The organism is Pseudomonas koreensis, from assembly GCF_025447595.1.
GTDB lineage: Bacteria > Pseudomonadota > Gammaproteobacteria > Pseudomonadales > Pseudomonadaceae > Aquipseudomonas > Aquipseudomonas koreensis_H.
Window position 1 is genome coordinate 1 of record NZ_JAOEJU010000005.1, and the last position, 16,244, is coordinate 16,244.

The window sequence follows — 16,244 nt, forward strand, 5'->3', positions numbered from 1 at the left end:
AGATGTGTATAAGAGACAGCATTCAACATTTGCGTTGACTGGCAGACCGCCTTCGCGAGCAAGCTCGCTCCCACAGGGTTTATTACTGGGCCGGACACCTGAGTAGGCGTCCGGCTGATCGGGGTTAGCCGATAGTCATCAGGCTGGCGTTACCGCCCGCCGCTGCGGTGTTGACGCTCAACGCGCGCTCGATCACCAGACGCTCCAGCGCAATGTTGGTCTCGCCCTGGGACAGGCCTTGAACCCCAACGATGGCGCCGGCACGCTTGGCGATCTGCTGGCAGACCGCACGCAACTGGTCGGAATGGCCGTGATGCAGAACCGCATCGAACACCACGTCGTCCTTGTTCCAGTCGGAAACCAGTTTGATCCGCGCCTGAATTTCCTTCGGCAGGCGTGCGAACAATGCCTTGCTGGTGTCGGATTCCGGCCAGACCGCCGAACCGCCCACCGCCAGTACCGCAGCGAGTTGAGTCAGCAGATCACCTTCGATGTCCGCCAGGCACAGCACGTGCTCGCGCGGCAGGATCGCGTAGCTGTTCTTCTCGCCGGTCGGGCCGGCCAGTACGCGGGTGATACCGCTTTGCGACTGCGCTGCGTACTGCACGCACAGGGTGCTCAGGTCGGCGAACTTGTTGCTGTCGGCCCAGGCTTTCAGGGCAACCAGCGGTTTGCTCAGGGCATCGCGCAGACGAACGTCCGGTGCCACGGCAGCATCACCGCGAGCGAAGGATTGTTCGATGGCATCGGTAGGACGCGTCGACAGCAGACGGTACAGGTACAGCGGGCCACCGGCTTTTGGACCCGTACCCGACAGGCCTTCACCACCGAACGGCTGAACGCCAACTACGGCACCCACGATGTTGCGGTTGACGTAGACGTTACCGGCGTTGACGTTGTCGATCACCTTGGCGATGGTCTCGTCGATGCGGGTGTGCACGCCGAGGGTCAGGCCGTAACCGGAGGCATTGATCTGGGCGATCAACTGGTCGATCTCTTTACGCTTGTAGCGCACCACGTGCAGCACCGGGCCAAAGATCTCGCGTTGCAGCTCGTCGAAGCTTTCCAGCTCGATCAGGGTCGGCATGACGAAGGTGCCGCGTTTGACTTCCTCGGCATCGGCGATGGCCACCTGGTACACGTTGCGACCTTTGTCGCGCATGCCCTGGATGTGCTTCTCGATACCGGCCTTGGCTTCGGCGTCGATCACCGGGCCAATGTCCACGGACAGGCGCTCCGGGTTGCCGAGACGGCTTTCAGCCATCGCGCCTTTGAGCATTTCGATGACGCGATCAGCGGAATCTTCCTGCAAGCACAGGACACGCAGGGCCGAGCAACGCTGGCCGGCGCTGTCGAAAGCCGACGACACCACGTCGATCACTACCTGTTCGGTCAGGGCCGAAGAGTCGACGATCATCGCGTTCTGGCCGCCGGTTTCGGCGATCAGCGGAATCGGACGGCCCTGGTTGTCGAGGCGACCGGCGATGTTGCGTTGCAACAGGCGCGCGACTTCGGTGGAACCGGTGAACATCACGCCTTTGACGCGCTCATCGCCCACCAGACCGGCGCCGACAGTTTCACCGCGCCCCGGCAGCAGTTGCAGCACGCCTTCCGGAATCCCGGCTTCGAGCAGCAGACGCACGGCTTGTGCGGCGACCAGCGGAGTCTGTTCGGCCGGTTTGGCCAGCACCGGGTTACCGGCGGCCAGTGCGGCGGCGACTTGACCGCTGAAGATCGCCAGCGGGAAGTTCCACGGGCTGATGCAGACCACCGGGCCCAGTGGGCGGTGGGCGTCGTTGCTGAAATCGTTGCGTGCCTGCACCGCGTAATAACGCAGGAAGTCGACGGCTTCGCGGACTTCGGCGATGGCGTTGGCGAAGGTCTTGCCGGCTTCACGGGCCAGCAGGCCCATCAGCGGCTGGATCTCGCCTTCCATCAGGTCAGCGGCACGCTCCAGAATCGCAGCGCGCTCGGCGGGCGGGGTGGCCTGCCAGATCGGTGCGGCGTTCAGGGCGCATTGAATGGCGTTGTCGACGTCTTCGACGGTGGCTTCCTGCACGTGGCCGACCACGTCACGCAGATCGGACGGGTTCAGCACCGGTGCCGGCGCTTCGTTGCTGGAGGCGCAACCGAGCATCGGCGCGGCTTTCCAGTTGTTGTGTGCGGTGGCCAGCAGGGCGCAGGACAGCGAGGCCAGACGATGTTCGTTGGCCATGTCGATGCCGCTGGAGTTGGCGCGCTCGGAACCATACAGATCACGCGGCAGCGGAATGCGCGGGTGCGGCAGGCCGAAACCACCTTCCACGGTTGCCATCTGCTCGATCTGAGCAACCGGATCGGCCACCAGTTCCTGGATCGAAATCGACTGGTCGGCGATGCGGTTGACGAACGAAGTGTTGGCGCCGTTTTCCAGCAGACGACGTACGAGGTACGCCAGCAGGGTTTCGTGGGTGCCGACCGGAGCGTACACACGGCACGGACGGTTCAGCTTGCCTTCGGAAACCTTGCCTACAACCTGCTCGTACAACGGTTCGCCCATGCCGTGCAGGCACTGGAATTCGTACTGGCCCGGGTAATAGTTCTGACCGGCAATGTGATAAATCGCCGACAGAGTGTGGGCGTTGTGCGTGGCGAACTGCGGGTAGATGACTTCCGGCACCGACAGCAGTTTGCGGGCGCAGGCGATGTAGGAAACGTCGGTGTACACCTTGCGGGTGTAGACCGGATAGCCTTCCAGGCCTTCGACCTGGGCGCGCTTGATTTCGCTGTCCCAGTACGCGCCTTTCACCAGACGGATCATCAGGCGATGACGGCTGCGGCGAGCCAGGTCGATCACGTAGTCGATCACGTACGGGCAACGCTTCTGGTAGGCCTGGATCACGAAACCGATGCCGTTCCAGCCAGTCAGTTGCGGCTCGAAGCACAGGCGCTCGAGCAGATCCAGCGACAGCTCCAGGCGGTCGGCTTCTTCGGCGTCGATGTTCAGGCCGATGTCGTATTGCTTGGCCAGCAGGGTCAGCGACAGCAGGCGCGGGTACAGCTCGTCCATCACGCGCTCGTACTGGGCGCGGCTGTAGCGCGGGTGCAGGGCGGACAGTTTGATCGAGATGCCCGGGCCTTCATAAATCCCACGGCCGTGGGACGCTTTGCCGATCGAGTGAATGGCTTGTTCGTACGAGGCCAGGTACTTCTGGGCGTCGTGTTCGGTCAGCGCCGCTTCACCGAGCATGTCGTAGGAATAACGGAAGCCCTTGGCTTCGAACTTGCTCGCGTTGGCCAGGGCTTCGGCGATGGTTTCGCCGGTCACGAACTGCTCGCCCATCAGGCGCATGGCCATGTCGACGCCCTTGCGGATCATCGGCTCGCCGCTCTTGCCGATGATGCGGCTCAGGGATGAAGTCAGGCCGGCTTCGTTGTGGGTGGAGACCAGTTTGCCGGTCAGCAGCAGGCCCCAGGTCGCCGCGTTGACGAACAGCGACGGGCTGTTGCCCAGGTGCGGCTGCCAGTTGCCGGTGCTGATCTTGTCGCGGATCAGTGCATCGCGAGTGCCCTTGTCCGGGATGCGCAGCAGCGCTTCGGCCAGGCACATCAGTGCCACGCCTTCCTGGGACGACAGGGAAAATTCCTGCAGCAGACCCTGAACAATGCCTGCACGACCGCCGGCACTCTTCTGGTTACGCAGTTTTTCCGCGATGGTTGCGGCGAGTTTGTTGGTGGCTTCGGCCATCGGTGCCGGCAGGCGAGCCTGCTCGATCAACATCGGCACGACTTCCGGCTCAGGGCGACGGTAAGCGGCGGTGATCGAGGCACGCAGCACCGATTGCGGCAGGATGCTTTCGGCGAATTCAAGGAAGCATTGGTGAGCGTGATCGGTATGGACTTCGCCCGCGTCGTCGGCGTCCTTGGCGGTCAAACCGTTCAGCTCGGTCAGGGTTGCACCACCCTCGAGTTTTTCCAGGTAATTGAAAATTGCCTGCTTGATCAGCCAGTGCGGCGTGCGATCAATCGAGGTTGCGGCGGCCTTCAGGCGCTCGCGGGTCGGGTCATCGAGTTTGACCCCAAGGGTGGTGGTAGCCATATTTTTATCCTCATAGGTGCCGCAGTTGCGCGACAACAGCTGGCGGCAAGATTAGCCGCGAGCTCAAAGAGGTGCAACCGGGTGCAACCCTTTTTTTGTCGGAATATTCGGCAACTTGTCAGGAATAAATTTCAGCTTTGAAACGAATGCTCTAGATGGGTGCTTTCAGGGCAGATGGCGGGATGTTACTGCGCCGGAACGGTGCAGATTCAGCGGTTTCCAGTAAAAAATCCGACGTAGGTGCAACTAATTCTCAAGAAACTGGTTGCACCTGTTTTGCTTTGTTGCATAGGATTCGCGCCCAAGGTGCAACCGGGACAACCCGGTGTACCGGCCAATGGCTTTCCTGGGGAAACATTGGTCATAAATGCGTGGCTGTGCGAATCGTCTGTCAGACGTCAGTCTGCAAACGGTGCAACCGCCGCCGCTACATAAAAACAAAGCCAGGGCACGTACGTAATGAGCGCAAGCAATCCAACCCTGATCACGTTCGTGATCTACATCGCAGCAATGGTGCTGATCGGCTTCATGGCCTATCGCTCCACCAACAACCTTTCCGACTACATTCTGGGCGGCCGCAGCCTGGGCAGCGTGGTGACCGCATTGTCCGCCGGCGCTTCCGACATGAGCGGCTGGTTGCTGATGGGCCTGCCGGGCGCCATCTACATGTCCGGCCTGTCCGAAAGCTGGATCGCCATCGGCCTGATCGTCGGTGCCTACCTGAACTGGCTGTTCGTCGCCGGCCGTCTGCGTGTTCAAACCGAACACAATGGTGATGCGCTGACGCTGCCGGACTACTTCGCCAGCCGTTTCGAAGACAAAAGCGGTCTGCTGCGCATCATTTCGGCAGTCGTGATTCTGGTGTTCTTCACCATCTACTGCGCTTCCGGCATCGTTGCCGGTGCCCGTCTGTTCGAAAGCACCTTCGGCATGTCCTACGAGACAGCGCTGTGGGCCGGTGCTGCCGCGACAATTGCCTACACCTTCGTCGGTGGTTTCCTCGCGGTCAGCTGGACCGACACCGTACAAGCCACCCTGATGATCTTCGCCCTGCTGCTGACGCCAATCATCGTGCTGCTGGCCACCGGCGGCGTCGACACCACGTTCCTGGCCATCGAAGCGCAAGATCCAAGCAACTTCGACATGCTGAAAAACACCACCTTCATCGGCATCATCTCGCTGATGGGTTGGGGCCTGGGCTACTTCGGCCAGCCGCACATCCTGGCGCGCTTCATGGCCGCTGACTCGGTGAAATCCATCGCCAACGCCCGTCGCATCTCCATGACCTGGATGATTCTGTGCCTGGGTGGCACCGTGGCCGTGGGCTTCTTCGGTATCGCTTACTTCTCGGCGCACCCGGAAGTCGCCGGTCCAGTCACCGAGAACCACGAACGTGTGTTCATCGAACTGGCCAAGCTCCTGTTCAACCCGTGGATTGCCGGTGTGCTGCTGTCGGCCATTCTGGCTGCGGTGATGAGCACCCTGAGCTGCCAGTTGCTGGTGTGCTCGAGCGCCCTGACCGAAGACTTCTACAAGACTTTCCTGCGTAAATCCGCTTCGCAAGTCGAGCTGGTATGGGTCGGTCGCGCCATGGTGTTGCTGGTTGCACTGATCGCCATCGCGATGGCTGCCAACCCGGACAACCGCGTGCTGGGTCTGGTGTCCTACGCCTGGGCCGGTTTCGGTGCAGCCTTCGGTCCAGTCGTGCTGATCTCGGTGATCTGGAAGAAAATGACCCGTGACGGCGCACTGGCCGGCATCCTGGTCGGCGCGATCACCGTGATCGTGTGGAAGCACTTCGAGCTGCTGGGTCTGTACGAAATCATCCCGGGCTTCATCTTCGCCAGCCTGGCCATCTACTTCGTCAGCCTGATGGGCCAGCCGAGCGCCGGCATGGTTCAGCGCTTTGAAGCGGCCGAGAAAGATTTCCATCTGAACAAGTGATGGACATGAGCTGAGGCTCACAAGAAAACGGCCCGTTTCCTATAGGAAGCGGGCCGTTTTTTATTGCCTGCAAGTTCTTTGAAAGTACCCAGAAGCCCTGTGGGAGCGAGCTTGCTCGCGAAAGCGTCCTGTCAGTTCACATTTGTTTTTCTGACACACTGCATTCGCGAGCAGGCTCGCTCCCACAGGAACTGGTGATGTTTCTGAAAGAAGTGTCTGTAGTCGAATGCTCCGATTTTTGAAGGGGAGTTCGAAGTTTCAAGTAGGGGAAATCTGATTTTTCAGTCTCCCAACCTGCCCCCCTTGCCCCTCATGCAGAATCGCCCGCCTTCATACTGCAGAGAGACATCGGATGTTCGCGCCTGCCAATCAACCGCGTTTCACGTTGACCGTCGAAGGCGCCCGGTTTGACCTCAAAGTCCTTGAGTTCACGGGCAAGGAAGCCATCAGCCAACCCTTCCGCTTCGACCTGGAACTGGTCAGTGAACGGCCGGATCTGGATCTGGAGAGCCTGCTGCACTGTCAGGCGTTTCTGGGTTTTGATGAAGACGGTTCCGGTATCCACGGTCAGATCTATCGAGTCGGGCAGGGGGATTCCGGCAAGCGTCTGACCCGCTATCACGTCAGCCTCGTTCCGCGTCTGGCCTATCTGGGTCACCGGATCAACCAGCGAATTTTCCAGCACCAAAGCGTGCCGCAGATCGTGACGCAGATCCTCAAGGATCACGCGATCCTGCGCGATGCCTTCGAATTTCGCCTCGGCAGCGATTACCCGCCGCGTGAATACTGTGTGCAGTACGCCGAGAGCGATCTGGCGTTCATCCAGCGGCTGTGTGCCGAAGTGGGCATTCATTTCCACTTTCAGCACAGCCCGGACGGGCATTTGTTGGTGTTCGGCGACGATCAAACGGTGTTCCCGCGTCTGGCCGGGCCGACGCTGTACCTGCCGGGCAGCGGCATGGCTGCGGCGGCACCGGCGATCAAGCGCTTCACCGTCCGGGTGGAAACCCGCACCAGCGTGGTCACCCCACGTGATTACGACTTCACCAAACCGCGTCTGCCGCTGCAGAGTCGGGTGGAAAGCGAACAGCGTCCGGTGCTGGAGGATTACCATTTCCCCGGCCAGTTCACCGAGCGCGCCACTGGCAAGCAACTGGCCCAGCGCACCCTTGAACGACATGTCGCCGACTACCGGCAGGCCGAGGGGCGCAGCGATCAATCTGCCTTGGTCAGCGGACATTTCCTGCAACTGAGCGAGCATCCGCGTCAGGATTTGAATGACCTCTGGCTGCTGACCGCTATCGAACACCATGGCCGACAGCCGCAAGTGCTGGAGGAATCGGTGACCAGCGATGGCGACGAATTCCAGGGTTACCGTAATACCTTTCTCGCCACGCCGTGGGACGTGTTCTTCCGCCCGCCGATGGGCCCGGAAAAACCTCGGATGCTCGGTTATCAACCGGCCGTGGTCACCGGCCCGCAAGACAGTGAAATCCATTGCGACGAGTACGGTCGGGTCAAGGTGCAACTGGCCTGGGATCGCGACGGCGAACTCAACGAGCATTCCAGTTGCTGGCTGCGGGTTGCCAGCGGCTGGGCCCATGACCGGTATGGCAGCGTGCTGATTCCGCGGGTCGGCATGGAAGTGCTGGTGGGGTTCATCGATTCCGATGCCGACAAACCGCTGGTCATGGGTTGCCTGCCGAACGCCGCCACCCCGGTGCCGCTCGATCTGCCGGCCGACAAGACCCGCAGTATTTTCCGCAGCCAGAGTAGTCCGGGCGGCGGCGGTTACAACGAATTGCGCATCGAGGATCGCAAAGGCGCCGAGGAAATCTACCTGCGGGCCCAGCGAAACTGGATACAGCATGTGTTGAATGATCAACAGGTGCAGGTCGACAACCAGCGCAGTGTCGTCGTCACCGGCCTTGCCAAACATGAGCTGAAAGCTGATGAACAGCGCATCACCCACGGTCAGCGGCAGACCGAGGTGAAGCAGGACGACCACCTCACTGTGACCGGCGACCGACACATCCGTGTGAGCAATCAGGCGATCAACGCCAGTGCGCAATTTCATGTCAGCGCTGGCCAGCAGGTGGTGATCGACGGCGGGGCGAGCGCGACGATCCAGGCGGGCGGGCAGTGGATCAACATCGGCCCCGGCGGGATTTTCAGCAGTGTGCCGATTGTTGTGGGTGGTGCGCCGATGGCGGCGATGAGTGCTGCGCCGACAGTGCCGGGTTTGCCTGAGAAACTGGTGGCCGCACCGGCAGCGATTCTGACTGCCGCGCAAATCATGAGCCTTAAAGGAGACGCACCGTTCTGCGAAGAATGCGAGCGCTGCAAGGAGGGTGTCTGTGCAGCCTGATCAATGGTTGAAGAATGAGCCGCTGAAGCCGTCGGAGCAGTTGTTCGCGATTTTCAGTAGCGCCAGTGCGGCAGAGCCACTGAAGGCCTGGCCGATGAAGGCGCAGATGCCGAAACCGGTCTGGGCGGAAACGATCTATGCCGAGTGGGATGCGGTGATGCCCTACGTGGGAATCGTCGACTCGGGCAGTGAGTTTCTGGATTGGGTCGCGACCACCGAATCCCGCGACTGGGGTTGGCTGGCGGTTTCTTCGGCGGGGCTTGAGGCGGTGGTCGAGCACTTTCGCAGTTTGACCCAGGCGCTGATGCCTGACGGGAAGGCGGTGTTCTTCCGGTTTTGGGATGGGCGGTATTTGTTGCCGATCCTTGAGTCGTCCGACGTGGATACCGGGCAATTGCTGCCGGTCCTCACGCGAGGATTGGTCAACGGTCAGACCGTCGAAATCGGGGGCAGGGCGCGGGTCTCGGGGCGGGAGTTTCCTTGGTGGTCGGTGCCGGAAAAGTTGCTGGAGCAGTTCGACGATGATGCCCGGATCAACAACGCCTTGCAGTGGTTGAGCGAGGAGCAGCCGGCGTTGTTCGAGGCATTTCCCGCCGATGTTTTGCGTTGCAAGGTTGTCAGGTTTTTTGCGGTTTCGACTTCGGATGAATCGTCGGCTTCGGCATTGCTGGACTACTTGCGGGACGAGTCAGAGTGAAATTTCCGGGCAAAGGCTTCGGACGTTTCCTGCGAGTTGCGGCGGTTTGCGTGAACTGGTGGGCGCGGTGGTGCGGGGATAGTCTTTGGTTGTCTCCGCAAGTGTGGAGGCAGGGCGTAGGAGCCCTGATTTCAGAGCAGTGCATAAGCGTCGTTGCCCGATTTGCGGCAGTCTTCGCTCGACCGTAAGATCCTTTGCGGCGGTTATGCGCGGGCACGCTTTGGCGTGGCTGAGTGCTCTGGTCTCAGTCCTCCTACCCCGCGCATGGCTGCCACCCAATCCTGTAGGAGGGAAACGGTGTGCGCCTCTTTCACTACCAGAGGATTAAACAATGAGCACGCTTCATCCAGATCCACCCTACGAACCATTCATCCCTCACCCCAACAACCGCCTCATGGCGCTGACCAGCAACTGCAACGACATGCCCACCCTGTTCATCGACACCCACGCCCCGCTCGACATCCTGATGGACGCCGCCAACTACCGCATCCGCGCCGTCATTCAGGTCCTGGAAAACATGTGCATGCGCGGCTCGGTCGAGTGCGACTCGGTCATCCTCAGCGACTTCGCCCAGCTCTGCGTGATACCGCTGCGTGACGGCTGTGATGTGCTGGATGTGATTGGCAAACGCCTACACGCCATACCGTCCTGACTCGATCGTTCCCAAGCTCCGCGTGGGAATGCAGCCTTTGACGCTCCGCGTCACATGGGGTGTCAGCCACGATTGCGGTGGACGCCTGGAACGCGGAGCGTCCCTGGAGGCATTCCCACGCAGAGCGTGGGAACGATCATCAGTGCAGCGGGACGCCGCTCAGCTGCGAGCCCCTGACTTGCCGCTCGGTAAAAGGTAAACTTCACGGCCCTCGCAGGAGCAGCCATGAATTATCGTCACGCCTTCCATGCCGGCAATCACGCCGATGTGTTCAAACACCTGACCTTGACCCGCCTCATCGCCCTGATGTCGCGCAAGGAGCAGCCGTTTGCCTATCTCGACAGCCACGCCGGTATCGGTCTGTATGACCTGCAGGGTGATCAGGCCAATCGTACCGGCGAGTATCTGGAAGGCATCGCGCGGTTGTGGGATCAGCCGGATCTGCCGGCGCTGACCGCCGATTACATGAAAGTGCTGCACGAGATGAACCCGGATGGCCAGTTGCGCTATTACCCGGGTTCGCCTGAGCTGGCGCGGCGTCTGACCCGTTCCCAGGATCGCGTGCTGCTCAACGAGAAGCACCCGGAAGACGGCGTACTGCTCAAGGACAACATGAAGGGCGACCGCCGTGTGGCCGTGCATCTGGGTGAAGGCTGGCATGTGGCGCGGGCGTTGCTGCCGGTGGCCGAGAAACGTGCGGTGATGCTGATCGATCCGCCGTTCGAGAAACTCGACGAGATGCAACGTTGCGCGGCGTCCTTGAAAGAGGCGATCTCGCGCATGCGCCAGACCGTGGCCGCGATCTGGTACCCGGTGAAAGACCAGCGCGCATTGCGTCGTTTCTATCAGGATCTGGCCGGCACCGGTGCGCCGAAGTTGCTGCGGGTCGAGCTGCTGGTGCATCCGCTGGACACGCCGAACAGCCTGAATGGCTCTGGCCTGGCAATTGCCAATCCGCCGTGGGGGCTGGAGGAAGAATTGCGTGAGCTGCTGCCGTGGCTGTCCAAGAAACTGGGCCAGACCCAGGGTGGGTGGCAGATGGACTGGTTGATCGCCGAGAGCTGATCAACCGTCAATCGCTCCCGCACATAGCGCGGGAGCGATCAGGGCGGGCTCAGTTACCCGCCAGACTCGGTGGCATGCAAACGCCGGTGCCGCCAATCCCGCAGTAGCCTTCCGGATTTTTCGCCAGGTACTGCTGGTGATAGGTCTCGGCGAAGTAAACGGTCGGGGCCTGTTCAATCTCGGTGCTGATTTCACCCAGACCTGCCTTCGACAGCTCAGCCTGATAAACAGCCTTGCTCTTCAGCGCCGCATCCAGTTGCTCCGGGTGGGTCGCGTAGATCACCGAGCGGTACTGGGTGCCGATGTCGTTGCCTTGGCGCATGCCCTGCGTCGGGTTGTGCAATTCCCAGAACATCGCCAGCAGCTCTTCGTAGCTGACCTTGGCCTTGTCATACACCACCAGCACCACTTCAGCGTGGCCGGTCAGGCCCGAACAGACTTCTTCGTAGGTCGGGTTCGGCGTGTAACCGCCGGCGTAACCGACCACGGTGCTGACCACGCCTTCGCGCTGCCAGAAGCGGCGTTCCGCACCCCAGAAGCAGCCCAGGCCGAAGATCGCGAAATCGACGTCTTCGAAAAACGGGCCGAGCAGTGGCGTGTCTTCGAACACAAAGTGCTTTTCAGGCAGGGACATCGCGGTTTCGCGGCCAGGCAGAGCTTGTTCTTTAGTCGGTAGCACGTTTTTGTTCACCAGAATTTCCGAGCGCAGAACCATGATCGTTCCTCTCAGTCAGGATGGGATGTAAAAAGTCAGACCGTCAGTGTGCCCAATGATGCCTGATTTCGCACTATTCAAATGTGGGAGCGAGCTTGCTCGCGAAGGCGGCGATCCATTCAACATTTGCAGTGACTGACCCACCGCTTTCGCGAGCAAGCTCGCTCCCACAGGGTTGGGGGGATTATGGGATTTAGAGGCAGAGCGGGCCGCGCGGGTAGCGCTTGAGCGCCTGGATAAGCTCGCCGCCCGGAATCGGCCGGTCGAACAGGTAGCCCTGGCCGACGTCGCAGCGGTGGCGACGCAGGAACGCCAGCTGCTCGGCGGTCTCGATGCCTTCGGCCACGACCTTGAGTTTCAGGTTGTGGGCCATGGCGATCACGGCGGAGGTGATTTCCATGTCGTCCTGGTTGTCCGGGATTTCATGGATGAAGCTGCGATCGATCTTGATGATGTCGATCGGGAATTTTTTCAGGTAGCTGAGCGACGAGTAACCGGTGCCGAAGTCGTCCATGGCCAGGGTCAGGCCCAGGCGCTTGAGCTGGTCGAGCTGCAAGTGGGTGTCTTCGGTGGCTTCCAGCAGCAGGCCTTCGGTCAACTCCAGCTCCAGCAGATTGGCCGGTAGCGCTTCTTCCTTGAGGATGTTGGCGATCGAGGCCACCAGATCCGGGTCGGAGAACTGTTTGGGCGACAGGTTGATTGCCACCTGCAGATTGCCCATGCCGGCGGCGGTCAGCGCCTTGCTCATGCGGCAGGCCTGGCGGGCGATCCACTTGCCGATCGGAATGATCAGGCCGGTTTCCTCGGCGACGCTGATGAACTGGTCCGGGCGGATCATGCCGCGTTCCGGGTGGTTCCAGCGCAGCAGCGCTTCCATGCCCAGCAATCGACCGCTGCGCAGGCACAGCTTCGGCTGATAGAACACGTCCAGTTCGTTCTGGGTCAGGGCGCGGCGCAGGTTGTTCTCGACGAACAGCTTGTAGCTGGCCTCGGCGTTCAGCGCTTCGGTGAACACCTGCACCTGATGTTTGCCGTTGGCCTTGGCCTTGTGCAGGGCGAGGCCGGCGTTGCGCATCAGGGTCTGCGGGTCGCGGCCGTGCAGCGGTGCGCAGGCCAGGCCCACGGAACCGGTGACACTGATCAACTGGTTGTCGACGAACATCGGTTTGTCGAGGGTCAGCAGCAGCTGGCTGGCGATCTGTTGGCCGGCCTCAAGGTCGGTGTTGTCGAGCAGCACCGCGAATTCGTTACTGGCGAATCGCGCCAGGCTGCCGCTAGGGCTCAGGCTGTTACGCAGGCGCCGCGCCAGGCTGATCAACAGTTTGTCGCCGGTCTGGTGACCGAGGCTGTCGTTGATCCGCTTGAAGTTGTCGATGTCCACCAGCAGCAGGCTGATCGGGGTATCGCTGTCTCGGGCGAAGCGCTCATCCAGGTTGCGGATAAATGCAGGCCGGTTGCCGAGGTTGGTCAGGTTGTCGGTGTAAGCCAGGCGCTCGATGCGCTGCTGCGCCAGTTTGGTCTGGGTGATGTCTTCGTAGATGCCGATGTAATGCGTCAGCTCACGGTTGTCGCCATAGACCTTGGAGATCGACAACTGGCCCCAGTAGGGTTCGAGGTTCTTGCGGCGGCTCTTGAATTCGCCTTGCCAGCTATTGCTCTTGGCCAGCGCGGAGGGCGCGTCGAACAACAGTTCGCTGAGGTTTTCCAGGGCCGGCAGCTCAGACAGGCGCTGGCCGTGGACTTCCTCGGTGGTGTACTGGGTGATGGCGGTAAAGCTCGGGTTGACGTATTCGACCACGCCGTCGCAATTGACCAGCAAAAAGGCGTTGGCACTTTGCTCGACCGCGCGCTGGAACAGGTGCAGGGCGCTAGTGGCGGTGCGGCGGTTGTGATTGTTGATGACCTGGGCGAACTGGTCGGCCAGTTCACCGGCAAAGGCGATTTCGTCGGACTGCCAGGCGCGGGTGACGCCGGTCTGCTCCAGGCACAACACGCCGACCACCTGGCCGTCGACGCGGATGCTGGCGTCGAGCATGGCGTTGACGTCACGCGGGCGCAGGGCTTCGGCCATTTCCCGGGTACGCGGGTCGCGCATCGCGTTGTGCGCGTCGATGGCGCGGCTGCCGTGCAGCGCGTCCATGTAATCGGGGAAGCCGCTGACGTCGATCACCTCCGGCAGGATGTATTCCTGGGTGGCGCGGTGGTACGCCGAGATCGGCACCAGCTTCTGGCCTTCAAGGTTCCACAGGCTGGCGCAGTCGATTTCGTAGATATCGCAGGCGCAGCGAGTAATCAGCTCGGCGGCTTCCTGCAGGGAGTTCTGGCTGCTGTAACGCTGGCGGGCCAGCAACAGGATCAGGTCCTGCTGGGCGCGCACCCGCTCCAGATGTTGCAGCTGTTCCTGCTGGGCCCGCTGGTTGAGCTCCAGGGCAATTTGCAGGCGTGAATTCTGGGTTTCCAGGTCGACGGACGGCAGCGGTGGTGCTTCGTCGAACACGTTGTCGACCGCCAGCAGGTAACCGCGCAGCAAGTGGCGGTTGTGCTGTTTGTAGGCTTCGCCGAGTTCAAGAATGCTCAGCGCGCCGGCGGCGGTGTGCAGGGTGTAGCGCACCAGATAATGCGGGCTGTCGCCGAGTTGTTGCTGGATCGCGTCGTGCAGCTGATAGCGCGCTTCGGGCTCCATCAGGCTGGCGTAGGGCGAGCCGACCAGGGCGCAGAGTTCGACGGCGGGCTGACCGAACTGGCGTTCGCAGTTGGGATCGAGAAACAGCATCGCCCAGCTGGCTTCATTCAGGCGCTCGAAACGCAGCATGCCGAGCCGCGAGGGCACAGGCAACTGCGTCACTACCTCGGCCGCCATACGGCTGGCGGCATCGGGTTGGCTCTTCATGAAGGGAACTCGCTTGGAAATTTGCTGAACGCGCCGGGCTCTCGCCCTCTTTACTGTTGCCTGCGGCAAGGTTGCATCATTGCGGCACCGACTGACAAGAGACATGAAGGCCAAGTGCTATAAGAATATGTCGGCTGCAGTGAACATTTCTCCAGCACTTGCTGGAAACTAATGCTGTCAAGCGCGGAGATGACCGTTCCAGAGCCTTCGGGCATCCGGAACGGTCGTGCCGCTGAATTCATCGCAACGGAATATCGATGGATTGCAGGTGCCTGCCATCGCGGTCGTGATAGTTGACCTGGATCCGTCCGGCCTCGACCACCATGTGCGCAAAGTTGTCCTGGCTGATGACCTGGCTGGTCAGCGCGTGCCGGTATTCGCCTGCCTCGGCCTGCGCTAGCGGCTGGTCGAGCTTGAAGGTCGCGGTGGTGGCGTAGGGCAGCAGTTTGCTGTTGCTCAGCGGCGAGGACACGACGGTATGTACTTCGAAGTCGGGGTCTTCGCTGTGGCTCAGGCGGCTGGTCAGCGAGCCATGGACATCGCCGGAAATGAACACGACGTTCCTGAGCCGATGCCGGCGGATGGTCTCCAGCAGGCGCAGGCGCTGTTCGGGAAAGCCTGCCCAGGCATCATCGCCGTTCATTTTGCGGTCAGGGTAGAACATGACGCTGGTGACCACGAACTTGACCCGCGCCGGGCTCTCGATCAGCCACTTGCACAAGGCCTGTTCCTGTTCTTCATCGAGGATACGGCGGTTGTCGTTCGACAAGTTGCGGCGAGTCCGACTGTCCGTCACAAACCATTCGATATCGCCGTCGCTGAATGGGTACCAGTAGTGCTTAAGTGAACTATGGTCGATTGTTCCGTTAGTTGCTGCTGAATAAGCCGGGCCATGACTGGCTTGATAGAGTTCATAAGCCTTCATCGCATTGCGAAACAGTGTTTCATCGGACTCGTTGGCGTTCATTGGCCAGTTATCTTCTATTTCATGATCATCGAGAATCATGTAAGTCGAAGTCTCCGACATCAGTCGTCGAATATTGGGCAGAGAAAACGCCGCACGGTACTTTGCAATGAATTCGTCATAGTTGCGATCCGGGGCGAACAGGTTCAAATCGTCCGCGTAGATCTGATCGCCACACATCATGATTGCGCTGATCGCTGGCTGCGCGCCTTCGATCAGTTGGCTGATGGACGCGAAGATCCGGTCGCCCAGATGCGGGAGGGCCGGGATGCCGGAGGTCATGCGCAGGTAGCGACAGGAACCAAGGATGTAGGCGCGCGGCTGCAAAGACTGGTCGCTGCGGGTACGCAGGCGATAAGTCTCCTTTGGCCATTGCAGTGGCAACTCCGCCACGCTGTGGATGGTGTGGACGGGACTCATCGGGCTGAACCAGCCGGTCTGGTATTCGTAGTCGGTGTCGGCTTGTAAATGATCGAGCACCAGAACTTCAGTCATGTCGCGGGTTGAATCCAGTTTGACAAACTGGCCCGGTTGCCATTGTTTCGAATCCAATATCCGATAGCGAATGCCGGCAAATACGGCTGTGTTATGTTGCAGTCCGCCGCGAATAAAGATTCGCGCCTGATTAGTTGTCGTGTGGCCAACGATCGGGCCGACAGTAGGTTTAAGCATGTTCGAGTCCATTCGAATAAGTGTTGGTGAGTAATAAAGTTGCCTGGCTCGTTAGCGCAACTTTGATGCGCCAAGGTTAGTTGCCTGTTGCTGAAAAATATCGACAGGAAGTGGACTGAAGTCGTGGCCTATATCAGCGCAAGTTGTGGGAAAAGTACGGGCAACAGTTATTTCAGGCAAAAAAAAGCCCCGCCAGACT

The 16,244-nt window shown here is 60.6% G+C and carries 9 protein-coding genes; 5 read left to right on the forward strand and 4 right to left on the reverse strand.

The features are described 5' to 3' along the window. Window positions 1-124 precede the first annotated feature (124 nt). Window positions 125-4,078, reverse strand: a complete 3,954-nt coding sequence (putA, locus tag N8H71_RS08835) for a trifunctional transcriptional regulator/proline dehydrogenase/L-glutamate gamma-semialdehyde dehydrogenase (RefSeq protein WP_262193678.1) — start codon at window positions 4,076-4,078, stop codon at window positions 125-127. A gap of 459 nt (window positions 4,079-4,537) precedes the next feature. Here putA and putP point away from each other — a divergent pair, with 459 nt between their 5' ends. The 5 genes from putP (at window position 4,538) to N8H71_RS08860 (ending at window position 10,804) form a co-directional block, all read left to right on the forward strand. After that, window positions 4,538-6,022: a sodium/proline symporter PutP gene (putP, locus tag N8H71_RS08840; RefSeq protein WP_007952308.1), complete on the forward strand. Its 1,485-nt coding sequence runs from the start codon at window positions 4,538-4,540 to the stop codon at window positions 6,020-6,022. Window positions 6,023-6,374: 352 nt separating this feature from the next. After that, complete coding sequence (locus tag N8H71_RS08845; protein ID WP_262193679.1) at window positions 6,375-8,390, forward strand: type VI secretion system tip protein VgrG; 2,016 nt, start codon at window positions 6,375-6,377, stop codon at window positions 8,388-8,390. After that, the gene (locus tag N8H71_RS08850) at window positions 8,380-9,087 is read left to right on the forward strand and encodes a DUF4123 domain-containing protein (RefSeq protein ID WP_262193680.1); all 708 of its coding nucleotides are present in this window, start codon (window positions 8,380-8,382) and stop codon (window positions 9,085-9,087) included. The genes N8H71_RS08845 and N8H71_RS08850 overlap by 11 nt, the downstream gene beginning before the upstream one ends. Window positions 9,088-9,418: 331 nt before the next feature. Beyond that, window positions 9,419-9,739: a hypothetical protein gene (locus N8H71_RS08855; protein ID WP_085608455.1), complete on the forward strand. Its 321-nt coding sequence runs from the start codon at window positions 9,419-9,421 to the stop codon at window positions 9,737-9,739. Window positions 9,740-9,964: 225 nt separating this feature from the next. Beyond that, on the forward strand, window positions 9,965-10,804 hold the full coding sequence (locus tag N8H71_RS08860) for a 23S rRNA (adenine(2030)-N(6))-methyltransferase RlmJ (RefSeq protein ID WP_064382876.1): 840 nt from the start codon (window positions 9,965-9,967) through the stop codon (window positions 10,802-10,804). 49 nt (window positions 10,805-10,853) lie between these two features. Here N8H71_RS08860 and msrA read toward each other — a convergent pair whose 3' ends face one another. The 3 genes from msrA to N8H71_RS08875 form a co-directional block, all read right to left on the reverse strand. Further along, entirely contained in the window at window positions 10,854-11,519 is a 666-nt protein-coding gene (msrA, locus tag N8H71_RS08865) for a peptide-methionine (S)-S-oxide reductase MsrA (RefSeq protein ID WP_262193682.1), read from the reverse strand. A 193-nt stretch (window positions 11,520-11,712) separates the two neighbouring features. Next, window positions 11,713-14,409: a putative bifunctional diguanylate cyclase/phosphodiesterase gene (locus N8H71_RS08870; RefSeq protein WP_262193683.1), complete on the reverse strand. Its 2,697-nt coding sequence runs from the start codon at window positions 14,407-14,409 to the stop codon at window positions 11,713-11,715. A gap of 238 nt (window positions 14,410-14,647) precedes the next feature. Further along, window positions 14,648-16,045, reverse strand: a complete 1,398-nt coding sequence (locus N8H71_RS08875) for an alkaline phosphatase D family protein (RefSeq protein WP_262193684.1) — start codon at window positions 16,043-16,045, stop codon at window positions 14,648-14,650. Window positions 16,046-16,244: the final 199 nt, after the last annotated feature.

What these genes read in the sequence shown, in the direction of transcription:
- putP (WP_007952308.1), top strand. Translation starts at nt 4,538, where the DNA reads ATGAGCGCAAGCAATCCAACCCTGATCACGTTCGTGATCTACATCGCA.
- N8H71_RS08875 (WP_262193684.1), bottom strand. Translation starts at nt 16,045, where the DNA reads ATGCTTAAACCTACTGTCGGCCCGATCGTTGGCCACACGACAACTAAT.
- N8H71_RS08855 (WP_085608455.1), top strand. Translation starts at nt 9,419, where the DNA reads ATGAGCACGCTTCATCCAGATCCACCCTACGAACCATTCATCCCTCAC.
- putA (WP_262193678.1), bottom strand. Translation starts at nt 4,078, where the DNA reads ATGGCTACCACCACCCTTGGGGTCAAACTCGATGACCCGACCCGCGAG.
- msrA (WP_262193682.1), bottom strand. Translation starts at nt 11,519, where the DNA reads ATGGTTCTGCGCTCGGAAATTCTGGTGAACAAAAACGTGCTACCGACT.
- N8H71_RS08860 (WP_064382876.1), top strand. Translation starts at nt 9,965, where the DNA reads ATGAATTATCGTCACGCCTTCCATGCCGGCAATCACGCCGATGTGTTC.
- N8H71_RS08845 (WP_262193679.1), top strand. Translation starts at nt 6,375, where the DNA reads ATGTTCGCGCCTGCCAATCAACCGCGTTTCACGTTGACCGTCGAAGGC.
- N8H71_RS08870 (WP_262193683.1), bottom strand. Translation starts at nt 14,409, where the DNA reads ATGAAGAGCCAACCCGATGCCGCCAGCCGTATGGCGGCCGAGGTAGTG.